Source organism: Streptomyces sp. MB09-02B (assembly GCF_033794485.1).
Lineage (GTDB): Bacteria > Actinomycetota > Actinomycetes > Streptomycetales > Streptomycetaceae > Streptomyces.
In genome coordinates this window covers 1-15,646 of record NZ_JARGEE010000213.1, presented here as the reverse complement: position 1 = coordinate 15,646, position 15,646 = coordinate 1, and the positions used below count along the sequence as shown (strand labels likewise).

Genomic DNA, 15,646 nt, shown 5'->3' with positions numbered 1-15,646 from the left:
GGGTGCGTCGGCGGGTGCGGCTCCGGTGGGGCTTCTCGCGCAGTTCCCCGCGCCCCTGAAAGACCAGCCCCCATGCACCCGCACCCGGCAACGCACCGCAGCAGCCCGCCCCTACCTCCGGTTCGGCGACCCCGCGAGCATCGGCATCGCCATGCCCGCCACCAACGCCGCCGGCACCGCCAGGGCCAGCCACACCGCCGTCGTGGTGTCGCCGCCGATGAGCGTGGTGAAGTTGGCGATGATCAGCCAGATCGCACAGGCGATACCGCCCGCGCCCAGGGCGGGGGCGATCAGCGTGTTCCAGAGCCGCGTGTCGCCGGACCGCTCGTGGCGGAAGTACACGATGACCGACACCGAGGTCAGCAGGTACAGCAGCATGATCGCCAGTACGGCGAGACCGCTGAGCCAGGAGAAGAGCGTGAGGACGGGGTCCTTGCCGGCCAGCGCGAAGGGGAACACCAGCAGCGCGGCCACACCGGTCTGCACGACACCCGCGAGCCACGGCGACTGGCGGCCGTTGAGCGAACTCAGGGAGCGCGGCAGCAGCCCCTCCCGGCCCAGCGAGAACAGGTAGCGGTTGGCGGAGTTGTGGAACGCCAGGATGCTGGCGAAGAGCGAGGTGGCCAGCAGGATCGGCAGCGCGTCGCCCGCCCACGCGCCGAGTTCGGCGGAGACCGGCGCGGCGACGAAACCGGCGCCGTCCCCGGCCTCCAGGGCCTTGCCCGCGGCGGCCGCGCTGGAGGAGGGGCCGTGCGCGGAGATCAGCATCCAGGACGTGAAGGCGAAGAACGCGGTGACGAGGACGACCGCCAGGTAGGTGGCCCGGGGGACGGTGCGGTGCGGCTCGCGCGCCTCCTCGCCGTAGATCGCGGTCGCCTCGAAACCGAACATCGACGCCACGGCGAACATCAGCGCCACCCCGGGCGCGCCGTCGAGCGCCGCCGACAGGGAGAAGGAGGAGCCGGGGGCCAGTCCCTCGGGGCCGCCGCCCTTGAAAAGCATCACCACGGCGAAGACCAGCAGCAGGCTGATCTCGGCGAGCACGAACACGGCGAGCACCTTGGCGCCCACGTCGACACCGGTCGCGCCGAGCACCTGTACGACCACCATCGTGCCGAGCGCGAACAGCCACCAGGGGATGTCCGTCTCCAGGTACTGCAGCGCCAGCCCGTTCATCACGGCACCGAACAGGCCGTACACCGCCGCCTGGATGGCGTGGTAGGCGAGGAGTGCCACACCCGCGCTGCCCGCGGCCGCCGTACCGCCGAGGCCCTTGCCGACGTACGAGTAGAAGGCGCCCGCGTCGACGACGTGGCGGCCCATCGCGACGTAGCCGACGGAGAACAGCAGGACGACGACGCCGGCCACGAGGTACATCGCGGGGACGCCCGGGCCGTTGCCGATGGCTATCGCCACCGGTGCCGCTCCGGCGACACCGGTCAGTGGTGCCTGTGCGGAGAGGACGAAGAAGAGGATGCCCAGGACGCCGAGCGCGTTCTGTTTGAGGGAGCCGGTGGACGCGTAACCGTCGCCGGCCGCGTGCCGGGTTCTGGGCGCACTTGTGGACATGGTTCACCTGTCGGGCGGAGGGGAAGAGTTTGGTTTCGGCTCAAACGAGCTGCCCCATGTTTGCTCCAACACGCCTGGCTGGCAAGGGAGTGACACGTGTAGGGCCACAGATTGTTCGGGTACTTACGACGTTCCGTGTGCGTCCGGCGCGGGCACGCGAAAGCGGTGTCCGACGGGGAGTCGATGCCTATCCGGCGGTCGAGGAATAGTGTGAAAAGGATGTAGTGGGACATATCGAAAGTAGGAGTGGAGTGCGGGCCTCGGCGGGGTGCGGCCTCGCTTGGGTGCGGACGCTGGGTGCGGACTCGGTGAGAGCGAGATGAGTGGGCATGGAACGGCGTGTGGTCGACGCAACCGGAGCGGGCCCCGGCCGGGACACCGTCGGTGAGGCGCTCACCGCGCGGGCCACCGTCGACGAACAGGGCACCGTCACCGGCTGGAGCGCCGGCGCGGAACGCCTCCTCGGGTACACCCCGACGCAGATCCTGGGCCTGCCCGCGGCCTCCCTGCTCGCCGAGGAGGCCCCGGCGGACGACCTCCCGGCCTTCTCCGACCTGCCGCGCTGGCACGGCACCCTCGTCCTCAGGCACCGCGACGGCCGCCGTCTGGAGGCCAGGGTGCTGGCGCACCACCGCACGTCCTACTGCGGGGTCCGCGACTGGTTCCTGGTCTCCGCCCTGGCGGGGACGCGGCCCCGTCCCGGCGACGACACGCTCGCGCTGCACGGCTTCCTGGACTCCCCGTTCTGCGCGACCTCGGTGCACGACACGGACCTGCGGTACCGCGTCTCCAACCGGGGCTCGCGCGAAGCGCTGGGCCTGGACGACGACGACCTGCGCGGGCTGCGCCTGTCGGAGGCCTTGGAAGATCCCGCCGCCGGGGAGGTCGAGCGGCTGATGAGGCTCACCCTGGAGACGGGTGAACCGCAGCACGTGGAGAACCACGCGCGCGCCCCCGGCGAGACCCGCGAGCACGCCTGGTCGGTCGACCTCTACCGGCTGCAGGACGAGGACGGCCACGTCCTCGGCGTGGCCACCACCGGGCACGACGTGACCGAGCAGTACTGGGCCCGCAAACGCCTCCAGCTGATCGCCGAGGCGGGCCGGCGTATCGGCAGCACCCTCGACGTGACGCGGACGGCCCAGGAACTGGCGGACACCGCCGTTCCGGACCTCGCCGACTTCATCAGCGTCGACCTGCTGGCCTCCCTCGACGACGGCACCTCCCTCCTCGGGGCGGCGGAGGAGTACGGCCGGGCTTTCCGACTGCCCGCTGCGGGCCGTCCCCTCGCCCTGCGGCGCATCGCCCACCGGTCCGTCCACCAGGGGACGCCCGAGGCGGTCGTCGCCCCCGGCGAGGTCGACGAGTACCCGGACGGTTCGCCGCCGGTGCGGAGTCTGCGGTCGGGGCGTGCCGTGCTGTTCCAGGTGACCGAGCCCGCGATCGCCGACTGGGTGGCCGAGGACCCGCTGAGGGCCGCCAGCGTCCGCGAATTCGGCTTCCACTCGGCGATGACCGTGCCGCTCACCGCTCGCGGCACCACCCTGGGCGTCGCCGTCTTCGCCCGCCACCGGCACCCCGACCCCTTCGAGGAGGACGACCTCGTCCTCGCCGAGGAGCTGGCGGCCCGGGCGGCGGTCAGCATCGACAACGCCCTGCGCTACGCGCGCGAACGCGGCACCGCCGTCACCCTCCAGCGCAGCCTGCTGCCGCAGAGCCTGCCCGAGCAGGCCGGGGTGGAGGTGGCCTCCCGCTATCTCCCGGCCGGGGCCCGCGCCGGGGTGGGCGGCGACTGGTTCGACGTGATCCCGCTCTCCGGTGCCAGGGTGGCGCTCGTCGTCGGCGACGTCGTCGGCCACGGTATCCACGCCTCCGCGACCATGGGCCGGCTGCGCACCGCCGTCCGCACCCTCGCCGACCTCGACCTGCCCCCCGACGAACTCCTCACCCACCTGGACGACCTGGTGGCCCGCCTGGCCACCGAGGCGGAGGCCGCGGAACGGTTCGCCGGGACGGGCGACCGCGGCCGGGGCGGGCTCACCGGGGGCGGCACGGCCGGCGTGACCGCCGCAGTCGTCGGCGCGACGTGTCTGTACGTCGTCTACGACCCCGTGTCGCGTCGGTGCACGCTCGCGCGGGCCGGGCATCCGCCGCCGGTCGTGGTGGGCCCCGACGGCACCGCCCGCCTGCTCGACATCCCGGCGGGGCCCCCGCTGGGCCTGGGCGGTCTGCCCTTCGAGTCACTGGAGACCGAGCTGCCCGAGGGCGGCCTGCTCGCCCTCTACACCGACGGCCTGATCGGGTCCCGCGGCGGTGCGGACGACGGCGCCCGCACCGACATCGACGACGGCATCACCCGACTGTGCCGGGCCCTCGCCGCGCCCGCCGCCACCTCCCTGGACGCGCTGTGCGACCGGGTCCTGGGCTCCGTACTGCCGGAACGGCCCAGCGACGACGTGGCCCTGCTCCTCGCCCGGCCCCGCGCCCTCGACCCGGACCGGGTCGCCACCTGGGACGTGGCCGCCGACCCCTCGGCCGTCGCCGAGGCCCGCAAGAACGCGCTCGGCCGACTGGAGGCCTGGGGCCTGAACGACGCGGCCTTCGTCACCGAGCTGGTCGTCAGCGAACTGGTCACCAACGCCATCCGGCACGCCGAGCCGCCCGTCCGGCTGCGGCTCATCCACGACGAGAGCCTCATCTGCGAGGTCTCGGACGCCAGCAGCACGGCACCCCACATGCGGCGCGCCCGCAGCTACGACGAAGGCGGCCGGGGTCTGCTCCTGGTCGCCCAGCTCACCCAGCGCTGGGGCACCCGCCCCACCCCGACGGGCAAGACGATCTGGACGGAACAGACCCTCGGATGACGTGCGCGGCCGTCCTACCGCCGGTCCTGCTTGGTGCCGGCGAGGGTGTCTGCGGCGTGCCGGGGACCGGGTCCGGACGAGAACTGACCGACGAGTTCACGGAAACAGACCAGCGCGGTGATGGGCGGAATTCCCACGATCACCATCGCCAGCAGGGAGCTCGGTGACTGGCCGATGCACAACGCGACCGCGGTGCCGGACGCGAGCAGCATCACCGCCCAGGACCGCCGGGCGGTGCGCTGTTGCACGGACGCCCGGATGATCGACAGACCCGCCAGCAGCCACGGCCCGTACACGGTCAGCGGCCACCAGCGCGCGAGATGCTCCGACACCACCAGCAGCGCGATGTCGCGCAGCTGAATGTATGAATAGGAGACGGACCAAAAAAGCATGGTCAGTGCGCATACGGCGATAGCCGTGATCAACAGTGCGACGGGGACGATCCTCGGGTTCCTGGCGAAGAAATGGGCACCCGGCCGGGGACGTCGCCGGCTGACCGGGCGGCGCGGGAGGTCACGGACGGCCGACAGCGTCGGTTCGGGAACCAGGCCGTGCGTCGCGTACGCCATCTGGATCAGCTCGGCGTCCGGGTCCCATACGTCCGAAGCGGCGCGCGGGCCCGGGAGCCAGATGGGCTGTGTGTCGATCTGCTGAACCCCGTCAGGGTTTTGATCCACCGAATCATAATCGGTTCTCATTTTGAATCCTGCTCCATGAGCAATCCGCTTTTCCGACCGGCACGAGGGGATGCCGAGCCTGATTTTGGGCATTCGGGAGAATAGCGATCGGCGCTGATTTCCGCGAGGAGCGAACCGCGGTGAATGGCCGTTGAAACAGAGAACTACCGGCCGCATCCGAACGAGTGAACTCGCGGAACGTGTACGGGGCAGAGGCCTCTGCCCAAGGCTCGGACGGTGACGCCTGCCCCTTCGAGACCCCGCTTCGGGAAAGGCGCCCCGACATGCGACGCACCCCTCCGCCGTCCGTTCGCCGCCGCGCTGCTGGTGGCGTCCGTGCCGGCCCCGTTGGCGACGACACCCGCGACGTCCGTGCACGCGGCGGCCGGCCGGTATGACGAAGGCCGGTACGACAAAGGCCGATACGACAAGGGCCGGTACGACAAGAACGACTGTCCGCGCGGCGGTCGGCCCCGCACTGACCGCCCGTCTGGACCAAGCCGTCGAGGGCGTCCGCCGCGAGGCCGGCATCCCCGGGGTCGCCGACACCGTCACCCGCCGGCCGATGACCCCCGGCCTGTTCATGAGGATCGGCAGCGAGACGAAGACGTGCACGGCCACCGCGCTCGCTGGTCGCCCGCGCGGTCACGGAGGTCGTCACACCGGACCACTACGACCGCCCCGCGCCCCGCGCTGAACTATTTGCCGTGAATGTGCACGTATAAGCCGTGCCCGGTCGGTTACCCGCACGGCATGATGCGAACGCTGAAACGGCACAGAGGGCATGGACGGCACGGTGGGCACCCGGGTTACGGCGGGCACACCGACCAGGTCGAGCGCGACGACCGGTTCGCGCGCGACGAGGAGGTCGAGCGCGACGAGGAGGTCGAGCGCGGCGAGCAGGCCGACCGCTACGAGGGGGCCGGGCGCGGCGACGAGGGCGGGGCCGCGCGGGCGGCGCCCACGGCCGGGCCCGACGAGGAGGTGGAGCGGCGGGCGCCGGACAGCCCCACCGACCTGCCGAAACGCTCCTGGTGGGCGGTGCTGAAGGGCACCGTGAAGGAGTTCAAGAAGGACGAGCTGACCGACCGGGCGGCGGCGCTGACCTACTACGGGATCCTCGCCCTGTTCCCGGCGCTGCTGGCGCTCGTCTCCCTGCTGGGGATCGTCGGGCGCTCGGCGACGCAGCAGGTGCTGGACAACATCCAGCAGCTCGCCCCCGGCGCCGCGCGGGACGTCCTCACCAACGCCGTCCAGCAGATGCAGGGCAATGCCGGGCTGGGTTCGATCATGGCGATCGTGGGCCTGGTGCTCGCGGTGTGGTCGGCCTCCGGCTATGTCGCGGCGTTCATCAGGAGCGCGAACGCGGTGTACGACGTCCCCGAGGGCCGTCCGGTGTGGAAGGTGCTGCCGGTCCGGGTCGGGGTGACGGTGGTGCTGATGGTGATGGCGGTGATCAGCGCCCTGATCGTGGTGTTCACCGGCGCCCTCGCCAAGGAGGTCGGCACCGCGCTCGGGGTCGGTGACACGGCGCTCACCGTGTGGTCGATCGCGAAGTGGCCGGTGCTGGTCCTGCTGGTCACGATCATGATCGCGGTCCTGTACTGGGCCACCCCGAACGCCAAGGTCCGCGGTTTCCGCTGGATCACCCCGGGCAGTCTGCTCGCCCTGCTGATCTGGATGGTGGCCTCGGCCGGCTTCGCGTTCTACGTGGCCAACTTCGGTTCGTACAACCGGACCTACGGCGCCATCGCCGGAGTGATCATCTTCCTGGTGTGGCTGTGGATCACCAATCTGGCGATCCTCCTCGGTCTGGAGTTCGACGCCGAACTGGCGCGTCAGCGTGCCCTGGCGGGTGGCCATCCGCCGCACGAGGAGCCGTACGTCGAACCGCGCGACACCCGCACGTGGGACGAGGAGGACCGACGGCGCCTCGGCGCCGACGGGCAATGACAGTCGATGACGGTGGCTGACGGGCGGCGCGGGGACACGCCGTCGGATGGACCATCGGGCCGGTTCGCGCGGTTCATGGTCATATCTTGCGGAATATGAAGAAATGGCATATTGGCTATCTGGCATGCGTCGCGGCGGTCGTCGGGGTGGGGCTCGGGGCCGCCCCGCAGGCCGTCGCCCACCATCCGACCCATGTGGTCTTCCCCGGCGAGTCCATCCAGCAGGCGGTCGACGCGGCGGCGTCCGGGGACACCGTGCTCGTGGCCTCCGGCACCTACCGCGAGAGCGTCCGGATCGGCACCCATGGCATCACCCTGCGCGGCATGGGCCCGCGTACCGTCGTCGAACCGGCCGTGAAGAAGGCCGCCGACGGGTGCGGTGACGCGGGCAACGGCATCTGCGTGATCGGGACGAAGGACCACAAGGTCGAGGACGTCACCGTCGCCAACCTGACCGTGACCGGCTTCACCGGGTCCGGGGTGTTCGCGCAGGACACCGACCGGCTGACCGTGCGGCACGTGACGGCCGTGAAGAACGGTGTGTGGGGCATCGCCCAGGAGCGTTCGGTGCGCGGCGTGTTCCGCAAGAACACCGCCCGGGACAACGGCGACGCCGGTCTGTTCCTCGCGAACACCGTCAAGGCCGAGCAGGGCGCCACGGACAGCGGCGGCACCGTCGTCGCCCACAACCGCCTGGAGGGCAACCGGATCGGCCTCACCGTCCGGCGCCTGCGCAACCTCACCGTCGCGGACAACCACCTCACCGGCAACTGCGCGGGCGTCTTCGTCGTCGGCGACGAGAACATGCCGAGGGCCGGCGCCCTGACCGTGCGCGACAACCTCATCGACCGCAACAACAAGTCCTGCCCGAAGACCGCGCGACTGGACGCCCTCCAGGGCACCGGCATCGTGCTGACCGGCGCCGAGGACACCCTGGTCACGCGGAACCGGATCACCGGCAACGCCGGCGCCTCCCCGCTGTCGGGCGGCATCGTCGTGTGGAAGAGCTTCGTGGGCACCACCAGCGAGCGGAACCGGATCACCGAGAACGTGCTGGAGAACAACTCCCCGGCGGACATCGTCAACACCGACACCGCCGGCAAGGGCAACACCTTCTCGGGCAACACCTGCGCGGCGTCCAAGCCCGCCGGACTGTGCTGAGCGACCGGCCGAGGTCGTCCATGAACTCGAAGAAGGAAGGCGTCGTATGACGACCGCTCAGACCAGACCGGCGGGGGAGCCGTCACCCTCCGCCCGCACCACGCGGACCCAGGCCGTCCACACCTCCGCCCACGGGACCCAGGCCGCCCCGCCGCCACCCATGCGGTTCAGGGAGCTCGTCTTCGGCGCGGCGGTCGCCGGCGCCCTGCGTGCCGCAGCCCGGCTCGGGGTCGCCGACGCCCTCGGCGACACCCCGCTGTCGGCGGAGGACCTCGCGGCGGCGGTGAAGGCCCAACCGAAGCCGCTGCGGCGGCTGTTGCGGGCCCTGTCCTGCCACGGCGTGTTCACCGAACGGCCCGACGGGACGTTCGCGCACACCGACATGTCCCGGCTGCTGCGCGAGGACGACCCGCACAGCCTGCGCGCCATCGCCCTGTGGTGCACCGAACCGTGGACCTGGGACGCCTGGCCGAAGCTCGACGAGGCCGTGCGCACCGGCCACAACGTCGTCGAGGACCTGTACGGCAAGGAGTTCTTCGTCTACCTCAACGAGGACGCCCCGGAGTCGGCGGACGTCTTCAACCGGGCCATGACGACGTCCAGCGTCCAGTCCGCGCGGGACGTCGCCGAGTTCCTTGATCTGTCGGGGAGTTCGTCCGTCGCCGACATCGGCGGGGGACAGGGCCATGTGGTCGCCAGCCTGCTGGAGAAGTACCCCGAGCTGCACGGCACCCTGCTCGACCTGCCGCGTGTGGTGCAGAACGCCGACCCCCGGCTGCGACCGGGCGGCGCGCTCGCGGACCGCACCCGCGTCGTCCCCGGCGACTGCCGCGAGGCCGTCCCGGTCCGGGCCGACACCTACGTCATCAAGAACATCCTGGAGTGGGACGACGACAGCACCGCCCGGCTGCTGCGCAACGTCATCGGGGCGGGCGGCCCCGGCACCCGGGTCGTCGTCATCGAGAACCTCGTCGACGACTCGCCGTCGATGCGGTTCAGCACCGCCATGGACCTGCTGCTGCTCCTCAACGTCGGCGGGGCCAAGCACACCACCGCGAGCATGTCCTCCCGGCTGACGGCCGCGGGGCTGCTCATCGACGACGTACGGCCGGTCAACGCCTATCTGCACGCGTTCGACTGCCACGTCCCCGGATGACGAGCGACGGGCCGCCGGGCACGCGCGACGCGCGTGCCCGGCGGCCCGTCGGTGCGTTCAGGAGCGTTCGTCCCGCTCCCAGCGGTAGAAGCAGTTCGCCATCGCGTCCTTCGGCGAACGCCAGGTCGCCGGGTCGTACGCGGAGACGTACGCCGACAGGCGTTCGCTGATGGCCCGGAACTCGGGGTGTCCGGCCATCTTCGTGATGACGGGCGTGGGGTCCCGCTCGGACTCGACGAGGTGGATGTACACGTCGTCGAACTGGAAGAGGCTGCGCCGGGAGACCCCGATGAGGTGCGGCAGCTCCCCCCGGTCGGACTCCTCGAAGATCTTGGCGATGTCCGGGGCGGCGCCCGGGGCCATCCGGGCGACGATCAGGGATTGGTGCATGGGTGTCGTTCTCCGTCCGAATACGGGGGTCGGGTTCGGCCGTCTCAGTCGGTCAGACCCGGCGCGGCGCCCTGTTCGGCGGCGGCCTTCTCGATGCGGTCCCGGATCAGGGCCATCTGGACCTTGGAGTTCCGGTTGATGTTGTCGGTCATCCAGTCGTCGTCGACCGGCGCGTCCGGCTTCATGGAGAAGTCCTGCGTCCACATCATGCGGGTGCCGCCGGGGACCTTCTCGTACTCCCACAGGATGTTCATGTAGGCGAAGGGGCCGGTCTCGACGCGGCGGGCCTCCACGCTGAGCGTCTCGCGGTCCGCCTCCCGTTCCGAGACCCAGCTCCACACCTTGCCGTTCTCGTCCGGGTGCATCGTCAGCCGGAACGTCACCCGGTCGCCCTCCCGGGAGAGGATCTCGGCGCTGGCGTACTCGCTGAACAGCCGGGGCCAGTTCGCCACGTCGTTGGTCATGTCCCAGACCAGGTCGACGGGCGCGGCGATGGTGATCTCGTTCTGCGTGTGTCCGGCCATCTCAGGCTCCCGCCATCAGCGCGCTGTTGACCTGGTCGAGGAACTGCTTCGGGCTCTTGGACTTCTCCGCGTCCGGCGGCATCGGCGTGCCGTACCGGTTCTCCAGTTCGCCGACGATGCCGAGCAGGCCGAGCGAGTCGATGCCGAGGACGTCGAAGCCGGACTCGTAGCGCTGCCGCAGCTCCTCCGGGGTGACGGTGACCCCGGCGGCCTTCTTCATCAGCTCGGACAGTTCTTCCACGGTGATGCGGTCACTCATGCGGTTCTCCTTGGTGCAGAGGTGGTGCGTCGGTGCGGTGGTGGTGCGTCGGGAGGGATGGTCAGGAGGGGGCGCCGGGGCCGAGCCGCAGCACCAGCGCCGAGTTCGACCCCATGAGGCCCCGGCTGAGGACCAGCGCCGTGCGCGGCTCGGCGGCGCGGGCGCGGGCGGTGACGAGGTCGAGGTCGTGGCAGACGTCGAAGACGTTCGGGGTGGGCGGGATGACGCCGTGCTCCATCGCGAGCACCGCCGCCGCCACGTCCAGCACGGCCGCCGCGCCGTTGCCCCGGCCGACGGCGGTCTTCGGCGCCGTGACGGGGACCCGGGTGCCGTGCGCGCCGAGGGCGTCCGTGATCGCCAGGGCCTCGGCGCGGTCCGCCTCCGGGGTGCCGAGGGCGTCGGCGAAGACCACGTCGACCTCCTCGGGGGCGCAGCCCGCCTCCTCCAGGGCGCCCCGGATTGCCTCGGCGAGGCCCGCCCGGGACTCCTCCCAGCGGGAGGCGCCGGTGAACGTCGCCGCGTGGCCCGCCAGGTGGGCCCGGACGGCAGCGCCGCGTTCCCGGGCCGTGTCCTCGGCCTCCACGACGAGCATGGCGCCGCCCTCGGCGGGCACGAACCCGCAGGCTGCCGAGGTGAAGGGGCGGTAGGCACGCTCCGGGTCGGCCACGGTGCTCAGCTCCGGGTAGCCGAGCTGGCACACCACCGAGTAGGGGGCGAGCGGCGCCTCCGTCGCGCCGGTCACCATCACGTCGGTGCCGCGCCGCACGGCCCGCGCCGCGTGCGCGACGGCGTCGAGACCGCCGGCCTCGTCGGACGCGATCACCCCGCAGGGGCCCTTGAAGCCCCGGCGGATGGAGATCTGGCCGGTGCTCGCGGCGTAGAACCAGGCGATGGACTGGTACGGGCCGACGAACCGGCTGCCCTTGGACCACAGCTGCTGCAGCTCCCGCTGCCCGAACTCGCCGCCGCCGGAGCCGGCCGCCGTGACCACGCCCACCGAGAACGGGGCCGCGTCGGTCTCGGACCGGTCGAGGCGGGCGTCGTCGAGTGCCTGGTCGGCGGCGGCCATCGCGAAGTGCGTGAAGCGGTCGGTCTGGACGAGGTAGCGCTCCTCGACCGCCGAGGGCGGGTCGAAGTTGCGGACTTCCCCGGCCACCCGCAGCGGCAGGTGCTCGCAGCCCTCGCGGGTGACCCGGTCCAGGACGCTGATGCCCTCCCGGGTCGACTTCCAGAACGTCTCGGTGCTCGTTCCGTTGGGCGCGACCACGCCGATTCCGGTGACGGCCGCGCGCCGAGGACGCCGCCTGCTCCGTTCGCTCATCGTGTCTTCTCCCTCGGCAGACTCATGACCACCGCGGACTGGAAGCCGCCGAACCCGCTGCCCACGGAGAGCACGTTGGTCAGCTTCCGTTCGCGGGCGACGCGCGGGACGTAGTCCAGGTCGCACTCGGGGTCGGGGGTCTCGTAGTTCGCGGTGGGCGGGACGACCTGGTGGGCCAGGGCCAGCGCGCAGGCGACGACCTCGATGGCGCCGATCGCGCCGAGCGAGTGGCCCACCATGGACTTGATGGAGCTCATGGGCGTGTCGTAGGCGTGCGCGCCGAGCGTGCGTTTGACGGCCGCCGTCTCGTGCCGGTCGTTCTGCTTGGTGCCCGAGCCGTGCGCGTTGACGTAGTCGACGGCCGTGCGGTCCAGGCGTGCGTGGTCGAGGGCGTCCTCGATGGCCCGCGCCATCTCCAGGCCCTCCGTGGTCAGACCGGTCATGTGGTAGGCGTTGCCGAAGGTGGCGTAGCCCCCGATCTCGCAGTACACGTGCGCGCCCCGGGCCCGGGCGTGCTCCAGCTCCTCCAGGACGAGGACGGCTCCGCCCTCGCCCATGACGAAGCCGTTGCGGTCGGCGTCGAAGGGGCGGGAGGCGTGGGCCGGGTCGTCGTTGTCGGGGGAGGTGGCCTTGATCGCGTCGAAGCAGGCCATGGTGATCGGGGAGATCGGCGAGTCCGACGCCCCGGCTATGCAGATGTCGGCGCGGCCCTCCTCGATGGTGTGGAAGGCGTATCCGACGGCGTCGAGGCCCGAGGTGCAGCCGGTGGAGACGGTCTGCACCGGGCCGCGCGCCTCGAAGCGTTCCGCGACGGTGGAGGCGAGGGTGCTGGGCGCGAACGCCCGGTGCAGATGCGGACCGGCCTCCCGGTGGTCCACGTCCCAGCGCCGGCCGCTGTGGCTGACCAGCACGTAGTCGTGCTCCAGCCGGGTGGTGCCGCCGACAGCGGTGCCCAGGGACACCCCGACCCGCCAGGGGTTCTCCGCGGCGAGGTCGAGGCCGGAGTCCCGTACCGCCTCCTCGCCGGCGACCAGGGCGAACTGGATGTACCGGTCGCAGCGGGCGATCAGGTCCGCGTCCAGTCCGTGGGCCGCCGGGTCGAAGTCGCACTCGGCGGCGATCCGCGAACGCAGCCCGGACGGGTCGAAGAAGGTGATGCCGCGCGTCGCCGTACGGCCGCCCGCCAGGAGGTCCCAGAACGCCGGGACGCCGATGCCGCCGGGGGCGACGATGCCTATGCCGGTGACCGCCACGCGCCTGGTCATGCGCGGACCCGGGTGTGTTCGGCCGCCCGTGCGGCGTGCGCCGCCTCCACCGGGATCGGTACGCCGTTCGCGTCCTCGGTGTCGACGTGGCCGAGCGGCGGGCTCGGGGCCAGTGGGCCGAGGTGGAAGACCATGCGGGCCTCCACGTTGCCGACGTTGCGGAAGCGGTGCCGCATGTGGGCGGGGATCAGCAGCCCCTGCTCGGGCCGGAGTTCGTGGGCCTCGCCGTCGAGGTCGACCTCCAGCTGCCCGCAGATGACGTAGATGAACTCCTCGGAGTACGGGTGGTAGTGCTCGGCGATGCGGTCGCCGGGCGCCACGATGGCCACGCCCATGAAACCGCTGGTGGAGCCGACCGTGGTGGGGGTGAGCATGGCGCGCAGATCCCCGCCGCGCCGGGTGTTGGGCTCGACCTCACTGACGTCCACGACTCTGGGATGGCGATTGATCACGACGTTCCTCCGAACGTGAGCTGCATCGGACTGGTGGGAGGTGGTCAGGCGTCGGGCGCCCGGCGGTCGGTGACGAGGTCCATGCGGGCGACCGTGAGCAGGCGGGCGGGGGCGCCGTCACGCGGCGAGCCGTCCATGCCGAGGGCGTCGCCGTCGAGGAGCGCCGTCAGCTCGGCCGCGCGGGCGCGGTCGGTGAGCCCGAGCACGGGGCCCGGGTCGGCGTCGAGGCCGCCGCGCACGTCGACCAGCCGCACCACGATGTCGTCGCGCTGGAAGATCGTGCTGCGCAGCACCGGGCCCTGCGGGTCGTCCGCCGCCGCCTCGTCCTGCCGGGCGAGCAGTTCGGCCAGCCGCAGCCCGCGGCCCTCACGGGCCGGGTAGTACAAGGCGTGCCGTACGGCGTCCGGGCTCTCCTGGCCGGCCGTCACATGGTGGACGGCGGGCAGCGCCGCGCGAGTGAAGAAGACCCGGGCCGAGTCCGGGTCGTCGAGGTCGCGGTCCTGCTCCAGATAGGGGTTGATGGCCTCCTCGACGGCCCGTACCTCGGGCTGCCGGGCGACGTGCCGCAGCGCGGCCAGCAGGTCGCCGCGCACCTCGACGGCGCGGACCACCCGGTTGCCGTGCATGAACAGGGAGGTGCGGCACAGCCGGGTGGTGTCGTCGACCCTCGGCTCCGGCGCGGCGTAGTCGGCGAGGATCCTGGCGACCTTCTCCTCGCTGCCGGGCTTGACCGTGAAGGTGAGCGCGTGCCGGATCAGGCCGTCGCCGATCCGGGGCGAGGTCTGCAGCCGGCGCTCGCCCGCCTCGGCCTCCACCGCCGGGCCGCCGGTCTCGCGGACGATGTGGAAGCGCAGCGAGCGGGTGTCGCGCACGCAGTCGTGCAGCGGCCGCACCATCTGCACGTGCTCCTCGCTGTTGACCCAGGTGAGGAAGGGCGGGGCGCTCTCCCACTCGCTGGTGATGAGCCATTGGGAGGGGTTCTCGATGGACTGGCACAGCTGGTCGCTGACGTGCCCGGGGACGGACGCGACCTGGTTGCACAGTTGCTCGTACGCCTCCAGGAACTGCTGCTGGGCACCGTCGTAGACGTCCACGAGGAGGACGACACGGAGCCGGGAGCCGTCGAAGACGGACTGGGAGACACGCTGCGACACCTGTCGCCGCAGTGACTCCGAAACACGTTCGGACGTGGTGGTCATCCTGCGCACATCTCCTCGGTGGGGGGCAGACAAGGGCGAGCGTCGGCCGGATCGGCGTGACGTCGGCGTGCCTCGATCCTGAGCCCGGCCCCCGGGGCGCGCGACTCGTATGCACTGCGCGGGTGACCGGTGCACCGGGCGGGTGACGGAGGCTCCGGGCGGGTGACGGGTGACGGGTGACGGGTGACGGGTGACGGGTGCCGCGGACAGCGGAGGTCTCGCGGTGACCGGCCGGGCCGTCGTGCGGCGCGGCCGGTCACGCGGCTATCGCGCCCGGCACGGGTCAGGCCACGCCGTCGGCGGTCTTCCTGCGCCGCGCCGCGTACAGCCCGGTCCCGGCGACGGCCAGGACGGCGAGCCCGCCCGCGGTCACGGCCGGGGCGGCGAGGCCGCCACCGCCGGTGTGCATCCCGCCGCTGGGCTTCTCGTGCTTGCCGCCCCAGGACTCCTCGTCCTGTCCGCCGCCTCGGGAGCCTTCCTCCTGCTTGCCGCTCCAGGAGCCGTCGTCCTGCTTCCCGCTCCAGGACCCCTCGTCCCGCTGGGCGGTCCCGGAGGCCGTCTGGTCCTGCCCCTGGGCGTGCTCCTCGCCGTGGGAGGAGTCCGAGCCGTCCCAGCCGCCGGACGCGTACGCGACGGGCGCGCCGAACGCGAGGAGGGCGGAGGCCGCCCCGGTGGCCATGAGCAAACGAACAGAGCGCATCTGACGATCCTTCCGTCGGCGGGGCGGGCAGCCGACGCCTCGTCAGCTGTGGTGACCCGCCCCCGACGTGATCCACCGTCAACCACCACCCTTTCTCTTATACCCCCCCCCGACCCCACAAAACGGGCAAAAAACTGTTTTGCTGCGTTACTCTGAA

Annotated in this window: 15 protein-coding genes; 5 read left to right on the top strand and 10 right to left on the bottom strand. The window is 71.8% G+C overall.

Features of this window, described 5'->3' with window-relative positions; genetic code table 11:
- Positions 1 to 111 precede the first annotated feature (111 nt).
- A complete protein-coding gene (locus tag P1P70_RS26490) occupies positions 112 to 1,569 on the bottom strand; it encodes an APC family permease (RefSeq protein WP_319241969.1) in 1,458 nt (485 codons plus the stop codon).
- Positions 1,570 to 1,898: 329 nt separating this feature from the next.
- Here P1P70_RS26490 and P1P70_RS26485 point away from each other — a divergent pair, with 329 nt between their 5' ends.
- Positions 1,899 to 4,433, top strand: a complete 2,535-nt coding sequence (locus P1P70_RS26485) for a SpoIIE family protein phosphatase (protein ID WP_319241967.1) — start codon at positions 1,899 to 1,901, stop codon at positions 4,431 to 4,433.
- Between the two features lie 14 nt (positions 4,434 to 4,447).
- On the opposite strand, the gene P1P70_RS26480 is transcribed toward P1P70_RS26485, so the two are convergent.
- The gene (locus tag P1P70_RS26480; protein WP_319241965.1) at positions 4,448 to 5,110 is read right to left on the bottom strand and encodes a DUF2637 domain-containing protein; all 663 of its coding nucleotides are present in this window, start codon (positions 5,108 to 5,110) and stop codon (positions 4,448 to 4,450) included.
- 394 nt (positions 5,111 to 5,504) lie between these two features.
- Between P1P70_RS26480 and P1P70_RS26475 the strand changes: the two genes are divergently transcribed.
- From P1P70_RS26475 to P1P70_RS26460, 4 genes are all read left to right on the top strand, one after another.
- Positions 5,505 to 5,807, top strand: a complete 303-nt coding sequence (locus P1P70_RS26475; protein ID WP_319241963.1) for a hypothetical protein — start codon at positions 5,505 to 5,507, stop codon at positions 5,805 to 5,807.
- Positions 5,808 to 5,863: 56 nt separating this feature from the next.
- Positions 5,864 to 7,063 (top strand): YihY/virulence factor BrkB family protein, encoded by a 1,200-nt coding sequence (locus P1P70_RS26470; RefSeq protein ID WP_319241961.1) that lies wholly within the window; start codon positions 5,864 to 5,866, stop codon positions 7,061 to 7,063.
- A 95-nt stretch (positions 7,064 to 7,158) separates the two neighbouring features.
- Positions 7,159 to 8,223, top strand: a complete 1,065-nt coding sequence (locus P1P70_RS26465) for a right-handed parallel beta-helix repeat-containing protein (RefSeq protein ID WP_319241959.1) — start codon at positions 7,159 to 7,161, stop codon at positions 8,221 to 8,223.
- Positions 8,224 to 8,269: 46 nt separating this feature from the next.
- Positions 8,270 to 9,379, top strand: a complete 1,110-nt coding sequence (locus P1P70_RS26460) for a methyltransferase (RefSeq protein WP_413471549.1) — start codon at positions 8,270 to 8,272, stop codon at positions 9,377 to 9,379.
- A gap of 57 nt (positions 9,380 to 9,436) precedes the next feature.
- Here P1P70_RS26460 and P1P70_RS26455 read toward each other — a convergent pair whose 3' ends face one another.
- From P1P70_RS26455 to P1P70_RS26420, 8 genes are all read right to left on the bottom strand, one after another.
- Positions 9,437 to 9,769 carry a TcmI family type II polyketide cyclase gene (locus tag P1P70_RS26455; RefSeq protein WP_319241957.1) on the bottom strand — a complete coding sequence of 111 codons (333 nt, stop codon included), beginning with the start codon at positions 9,767 to 9,769 and terminating at the stop codon, positions 9,437 to 9,439.
- Positions 9,770 to 9,813: 44 nt separating this feature from the next.
- Positions 9,814 to 10,293 carry an SRPBCC family protein gene (locus P1P70_RS26450; RefSeq protein WP_319241955.1) on the bottom strand — a complete coding sequence of 160 codons (480 nt, stop codon included), beginning with the start codon at positions 10,291 to 10,293 and terminating at the stop codon, positions 9,814 to 9,816.
- A gap of 1 nt (position 10,294) precedes the next feature.
- Positions 10,295 to 10,552, bottom strand: a complete 258-nt coding sequence (locus P1P70_RS26445; RefSeq protein ID WP_319241953.1) for an acyl carrier protein — start codon at positions 10,550 to 10,552, stop codon at positions 10,295 to 10,297.
- A gap of 61 nt (positions 10,553 to 10,613) precedes the next feature.
- The gene (locus P1P70_RS26440; RefSeq protein WP_319241951.1) at positions 10,614 to 11,873 is read right to left on the bottom strand and encodes a beta-ketoacyl synthase N-terminal-like domain-containing protein; all 1,260 of its coding nucleotides are present in this window, start codon (positions 11,871 to 11,873) and stop codon (positions 10,614 to 10,616) included.
- Positions 11,870 to 13,138 (bottom strand): beta-ketoacyl-[acyl-carrier-protein] synthase family protein, encoded by a 1,269-nt coding sequence (locus P1P70_RS26435; RefSeq protein WP_319241949.1) that lies wholly within the window; start codon positions 13,136 to 13,138, stop codon positions 11,870 to 11,872. Before P1P70_RS26435 ends, P1P70_RS26440 begins: the two co-directional genes overlap by 4 nt.
- Positions 13,135 to 13,590 carry a cupin domain-containing protein gene (locus P1P70_RS26430; protein WP_319241947.1) on the bottom strand — a complete coding sequence of 152 codons (456 nt, stop codon included), beginning with the start codon at positions 13,588 to 13,590 and terminating at the stop codon, positions 13,135 to 13,137. The genes P1P70_RS26435 and P1P70_RS26430 overlap by 4 nt, the downstream gene beginning before the upstream one ends.
- 44 nt (positions 13,591 to 13,634) lie before the next feature.
- Positions 13,635 to 14,789 (bottom strand): SchA/CurD-like domain-containing protein, encoded by a 1,155-nt coding sequence (locus P1P70_RS26425; protein WP_319241945.1) that lies wholly within the window; start codon positions 14,787 to 14,789, stop codon positions 13,635 to 13,637.
- 283 nt (positions 14,790 to 15,072) lie between these two features.
- A complete protein-coding gene (locus P1P70_RS26420) occupies positions 15,073 to 15,489 on the bottom strand; it encodes a hypothetical protein (RefSeq protein WP_319241943.1) in 417 nt (138 codons plus the stop codon).
- Positions 15,490 to 15,646: the final 157 nt, after the last annotated feature.

Coding starts and splice junctions, on each gene's coding strand:
- P1P70_RS26490 (WP_319241969.1), bottom strand. CDS start 1,569: ATGTCCACAAGTGCGCCCAGAACCCGGCACGCGGCCGGCGACGGTTAC.
- P1P70_RS26485 (WP_319241967.1), top strand. CDS start 1,899: ATGGAACGGCGTGTGGTCGACGCAACCGGAGCGGGCCCCGGCCGGGAC.
- P1P70_RS26475 (WP_319241963.1), top strand. CDS start 5,505: ATGACGAAGGCCGGTACGACAAAGGCCGATACGACAAGGGCCGGTACG.
- P1P70_RS26470 (WP_319241961.1), top strand. CDS start 5,864: ATGATGCGAACGCTGAAACGGCACAGAGGGCATGGACGGCACGGTGGG.
- P1P70_RS26465 (WP_319241959.1), top strand. CDS start 7,159: ATGAAGAAATGGCATATTGGCTATCTGGCATGCGTCGCGGCGGTCGTC.
- P1P70_RS26460 (WP_413471549.1), top strand. CDS start 8,270: ATGACGACCGCTCAGACCAGACCGGCGGGGGAGCCGTCACCCTCCGCC.
- P1P70_RS26455 (WP_319241957.1), bottom strand. CDS start 9,769: ATGCACCAATCCCTGATCGTCGCCCGGATGGCCCCGGGCGCCGCCCCG.
- P1P70_RS26450 (WP_319241955.1), bottom strand. CDS start 10,293: ATGGCCGGACACACGCAGAACGAGATCACCATCGCCGCGCCCGTCGAC.
- P1P70_RS26445 (WP_319241953.1), bottom strand. CDS start 10,552: ATGAGTGACCGCATCACCGTGGAAGAACTGTCCGAGCTGATGAAGAAG.
- P1P70_RS26440 (WP_319241951.1), bottom strand. CDS start 11,873: ATGAGCGAACGGAGCAGGCGGCGTCCTCGGCGCGCGGCCGTCACCGGA.
- P1P70_RS26435 (WP_319241949.1), bottom strand. CDS start 13,138: ATGACCAGGCGCGTGGCGGTCACCGGCATAGGCATCGTCGCCCCCGGC.
- P1P70_RS26425 (WP_319241945.1), bottom strand. CDS start 14,789: ATGACCACCACGTCCGAACGTGTTTCGGAGTCACTGCGGCGACAGGTG.
- P1P70_RS26420 (WP_319241943.1), bottom strand. CDS start 15,489: ATGCGCTCTGTTCGTTTGCTCATGGCCACCGGGGCGGCCTCCGCCCTC.